General features: G+C 48.8%; 1 protein-coding gene. It reads right to left on the bottom strand.

Features of this window, described 5'->3' with window-relative positions:
* Positions 1-425: spondin domain-containing protein (locus tag R7093_RS27125; RefSeq protein WP_318147262.1), on the bottom strand; the 425-nt coding region annotated here is incomplete at its 3' end.
* Positions 426-565: the final 140 nt, after the last annotated feature.

Below are 565 nucleotides of genomic sequence, written 5' to 3'. Positions count from 1 at the left end.
CCCGCTTCGGTTGGAATTTTCCAACTGTCTAAGCCGACAAAACCATCATTGGTTGGCAATAGCATCGCGCTAAGTGAGAGGTAACCGTGATCGCCACTATCCAAAGTAAACGTGGTCGCAGCGCCCGGATTGAGAATACCGCCCGCAGGGTTTTCTACAACTGCACCGCCTGCGTTGCCAATCACGGTCGATAATCCAGAAATATCCCCCCCTTCAGCCATCGCTTCAAGCTCTGTTGTGGCTAATTCTCCGACCTTAAACAAATGTAGATCTGAGCCATGCGCCGCGCCGATACGCGGTGTAAAGTAAATGCCTTTGGTTGCGTTGGTAACCGTAATTTCTAGTTCCGCCGCTTGAGCTGATGCCGCGCCAACCGCCAGAGCAACAGACGTCATGACAAGACTAAGTTGGGTACGTTTTTTCATTGTGAATCCATCCTTTTATGAGAGTGAAACCCAAGCCCTTGAACATCGTCTTTTGTTGGCTTGAGCAGCATTGCTTTCGAACGGTTGTCATTCTTGTCTTTAAGCATGAAGAGCAAACATCTCGGTAACTTCATCGAATT

This window comes from Vibrio sp. 1580 (assembly GCF_033340055.1).
This window is presented reverse-complemented; position numbering and strand designations above follow the sequence as displayed.